Genomic DNA, 4,064 nt, shown 5'->3' with positions numbered 1-4,064 from the left:
GTACGCCGGCGGAGGTTGGGCGAGCGGGAAGGCGCGGAGGACGACGACGGGGACGGCTCCACAGCGTGGGTGCGCGTATGCATCTGATGGCCCCCGTCCTTCGGTCAGGACCGGCGTCCGGGACGGTCCTCGCGATGAGCTGTCACCGCACCAGGGTAATGGACAGGTAAAGGAAACCTTCTACCGGGGCAAATCGACGCCGTTCCGGAACGTACGCGCAGGGAGCACGGACACCTTTCAGGGCCGACCCCGTGGGCCCCTGCACCCTGCCGGTTCGCACAGGGCCATGCTCTACGATCTGCGCATGCCGGAGAACGGGGGCGTGCGCGCGGTCAAGTCGGCCTCCAGGGCTGTGGATCTGCTGGAGGTGCTGGCCGCACGCGGTGACCGGCCCGCCCGGCTGCGGGAGCTCGCCGAGGAGCTCCAGGTCCCGCGAAGCAGCATGTACGCACTGCTCCAGACCCTCATCGAACGCGGATGGGTGCGCACGGACGCCACCGGCTCCCTCTACGGCATCGGCATCCGCGCCCTGCTCACGGGCACCAGCTATCTGGACAGCGACCCACGGGTGCGAGTGGCCCGTCCGTACCTGGCCGAGGCCTCCGAGACCCTGGGCGAGACCATCCACCTCGCCCGGCTCGACCGCGGCGACGTGGTGTACCTGGCCACGCGGGAGTCGCACGAGTACCCGCGCACCCTCAGCAGGGTCGGCCGCAGGCTGCCCGCACACGTCAGCGCCCTGGGCAAGGCACTGCTGGCCGAGCGTCCGGACGACCGACTGCCGCTGGCCGACGGCCCGTTGCGCGCGCTCACCCCGCACACCCACACCGACCGCTCGGCCCTGCTCGCAGACCTGCGGCAGGTGCGTGAGCGCGGCTACGCCATCGACCGCGAGGAAGGAGTCGAGGGCATCGCCGGCTTCGGATTCGCCCTGCGCGACGACTCCCCCGCCACGGACGCGGTCAGCTGCTCGGTCCCCGTCGAGCGGCTGACCGAAGAGCACGAGCAGCACATCGTGGCGGTGATGCGGGACATCAGGCAGCGGATCGAGACCGCGAGCCCTCACGCCGCGGGCAGCGGAACGCCCGACTGGCGCTGACCGAGGCCGAATTCGGCGTCACCGGCCGGCGCCCGCCGGGGCGGTCCGCTCGGAAGAGACCCGTCAGAAGACGACCACGGAACGCAGCACGTCCCCGGCCTCCATCCGCGCGAACGACTCCTCGACCTCGTCGAGGGCGATCCGCTCGGTCACGAACTTCTCCAGGTCCAGGCGCCCTTGCTGGTGGAGGTCGATCAGCATCGGGAAGTCGCGGTCGGGCAGGCAGTCCCCGTACCAGGAGGACTTCAGCGATCCGCCGCGTCCGAAGACGTCCAGCAGCGGGAGTTCCAGGCGCATTTCGGGGGTCGGCACGCCGACGAGCACGACGGTGCCTGCCAGGTCGCGGGCGTAGAAGGCCTGTTCGTACGTCTCGGGCCTGCCGACGGCCTCGATGACGACGTCGGCGCCGAAGCCTCCGGTGAGTTCCCTGATGGCCTCCACCGGGTCGGTCTTCGTGGAGTCGACGGTGTGAGTCGCGCCCATGGACTCGGCCGTGCGGAGCTTACGGGCGTCGATGTCCACGGCGATGATGCGCGCGGCACCGGCCAGGCGGGCACCCGCAACGGCCGCGTCCCCGACGCCGCCGCAGCCGATGACGGCGACGGAGTCGCCTCGCCCCACGGCGCCCGTGTTGATCGCGGCGCCGATGCCCGCCATCACACCGCAGCCCAGCAGCCCCGCGACTGCCGGAGAGACGCTCGGGTCGACCTTGGTGCACTGACCGGCGGCCACGAGGGTCTTCTCGGCGAAGGCGCCGATGCCGAGGGCCGGGGAGAGCGCACGGCCGCTGTCGGCGAGAGTCATCTGCTGGCTCGCGTTGTGCGTGTCGAAGCAGTACCAGGGGCGTCCGCGCTTGCACGCCCGGCACTGGCCGCACACCGCACGCCAGTTGAGGATCACGAAATCGCCCGGCTCCAGGTCGGAGGGGCCGGGCCCGACGGACTCGACCACGCCGGCGGCCTCATGACCGAGGAGGAAGGGGAAGTCGTCGTTGATTCCGCCCTGCTTGTAGTGCAGATCGGTGTGGCAGACGCCGCAGGCCTGCACCTGTACGACTGCCTCGCCGGGGGCGGGGTCCGGAACCACCACCGTCTCCACGCGGACCGGTTCGTTCTTGCCCGGCGCGATGACGCCACGCACCTGCTGTGCCATCCAGGGCCCTCCGTCGTTCGTCCGCCGCCACCTCGTCGTGCCGACGGCTCGTTGTGCCGCCCAACTGTCCTGCCCAACTCTGCCGCTCAGAAGGACAAGCGTCGACCATGCGGCCGGGTGTCGTCTTTCGGCAAAATCATGTCATCGCGCGTAGAACTGCCGGTGGGCGTTCTGTTAGCTTCCCCTCGCACCACGCCTACGACAGCCGGCGCCGACCGGCACGGCGTCCGTCCCGTCCAGGAGAGCCCCCCATGTCCCCGAACGACGAGCGCAGCACGCGCACCTTGCACTCCCTCCTCAACTCCCGCCGCGCACGCGTGGCCTCCCTCGGCGTCGTCGCGGCGCTCGCCGGGACCGCCCTCTTCGGCGTCGGACAGGCGACCGCCGAGCACCAGCCGGCGTCCGGCAGTTCGGCGCCCCGTACGAGCGACCGGGACATACCCAACATCGACAAGGTCAAGGAGAAGATCGCCGAGTACTACGGCGACATCGAGACCCCTGACGGTGAGCACTACGCCTCCCCCAAGAGCGACTACGCCCACCAGGTGCGCGGCATCGCCGCCGACGCCCAGCGCGACCTGAAGAAGGCGCTCGCCAAGGAGGACGAGAAGGCGCGCCACGGCGACAAGCCCGCCATCGTCGTGGACGTCGACGACACCACGCTGCTCACCTACAACTTCGAGCGGCAGATCGGCTACAACTTCGACCCGAAGGTCCAGGACGAGTACCTGCGCACCACCGACATGGACGCGGTCTTCGGCATGAAGAAGCTGGTCAACTGGGCCGACAAGAGCGGTATCACGGTCTTCTTCCTCACCGGCCGCGCGGAGCACCAGCGCGACTGGAGCGTCCGCAACCTGGAGAACGTCGGCTACAAGGCCCCCGTCGACAAGAAGCACTTCTACCTGAAGGACAAGGAGAACCCGCCGCCCTACCTGGAGTGCGGTTCCGACTGCACGACCATCGAGTACAAGTCGGGGACGCGCAAGCACATCGAGTCCGAGGGCTTCAAAATCCTCGGAAACTTCGGGGACCAGTTCAGCGACCTCAAGGGCGGCCACGCGGAGCGGCGCTACAAGATGCCCAACCCGATGTACTTCCTGCCGTGACGGCTGCGCACCTGCTCCCGTAATTCCTTTCGGATCCGGGTGCGGGCCGGGTGAGGATGGGCTGGGTCTCCGGGTCTCCGGAGGCCCGGTCCGTACCTCGTCGGAGGAGCGAACATCCATGAGCACAAGCCGCCCGAGTACCGACTCCGTCACCCTGGAGGACGTCCGCGAGGCCGCCGACCGGCTGAAGGGGGTGGCACACCGCACGCCGGTGCTCCACTCCCGCACGCTGGACCGGCTGGTGGGTGCGGAGACGTACCTGAAGTGCGAGAACTTCCAGCGGGTCGGGGCCTTCAAGTTCCGCGGCGCCTACAACGCGATCTCACAGCTCCCGCCGGAGAAGCTGGCACGCGGTGTCGCTGCCTACTCCTCCGGGAACCACGCGCAGGCCGTCGCGCTGGCCGCGCGTGAACTGGGCAGCAGGGCCGTCATCGTGATGCCCGAGGACAGCCCGCAGATCAAGCTGGACGCCACGGCGGGCTACGGCGCGGAGATCGTCACCTACGACCGCTACACCGAGGACCGGGTCGCCATCGGTGAACGGCTCGCCGAGGAGCGGGGGCTGGCGATCGTGCCCCCTTACGACCACCCCGACGTCATGGCAGGGCAGGGCACCGCCACGCTCGAACTGCTGGAGGAGACGGGCCGGTTGGACGCGCTGCTGGTCCCCGTCAGCGGCGGCGGACTCGCCGCGGGCTCCGCCG

Annotated in this window: 4 protein-coding genes; 3 read left to right on the top strand and 1 reads right to left on the bottom strand. The window is 69.7% G+C overall.

Annotated elements, in window-relative coordinates; all coding sequences use genetic code 11:
* The first annotated feature begins 304 nt into the window (after positions 1 to 304).
* Positions 305 to 1,099 carry an IclR family transcriptional regulator gene (locus tag H5J26_RS29030; protein WP_181768945.1) on the top strand — a complete coding sequence of 265 codons (795 nt, stop codon included), beginning with the start codon at positions 305 to 307 and terminating at the stop codon, positions 1,097 to 1,099.
* Between the two features lie 63 nt (positions 1,100 to 1,162).
* Here the strand turns inward: H5J26_RS29030 and H5J26_RS29025 are convergent, their stop codons facing one another.
* Positions 1,163 to 2,251 carry an S-(hydroxymethyl)mycothiol dehydrogenase gene (locus H5J26_RS29025; RefSeq protein WP_181768944.1) on the bottom strand — a complete coding sequence of 363 codons (1,089 nt, stop codon included), beginning with the start codon at positions 2,249 to 2,251 and terminating at the stop codon, positions 1,163 to 1,165.
* 251 nt (positions 2,252 to 2,502) lie between these two features.
* Here H5J26_RS29025 and H5J26_RS29020 point away from each other — a divergent pair, with 251 nt between their 5' ends.
* Both H5J26_RS29020 and H5J26_RS29015 read left to right on the top strand, forming a co-directional pair.
* Positions 2,503 to 3,360, top strand: a complete 858-nt coding sequence (locus tag H5J26_RS29020; protein WP_181768943.1) for an HAD family acid phosphatase — start codon at positions 2,503 to 2,505, stop codon at positions 3,358 to 3,360.
* A 118-nt stretch (positions 3,361 to 3,478) separates the two neighbouring features.
* Positions 3,479 to 4,064: pyridoxal-phosphate dependent enzyme (locus H5J26_RS29015; RefSeq protein WP_181768942.1), on the top strand; the 586-nt coding region annotated here is incomplete at its 3' end.

The organism is Streptomyces albidus (ex Kaewkla and Franco 2022), assembly GCF_013870515.1.
GTDB classification, from domain to species: domain Bacteria; phylum Actinomycetota; class Actinomycetes; order Streptomycetales; family Streptomycetaceae; genus Streptomyces; species Streptomyces albidus.
The sequence above is the reverse complement of the archived record's forward strand: the minus strand, read 5'-3'. Positions and strand labels throughout refer to the sequence as shown.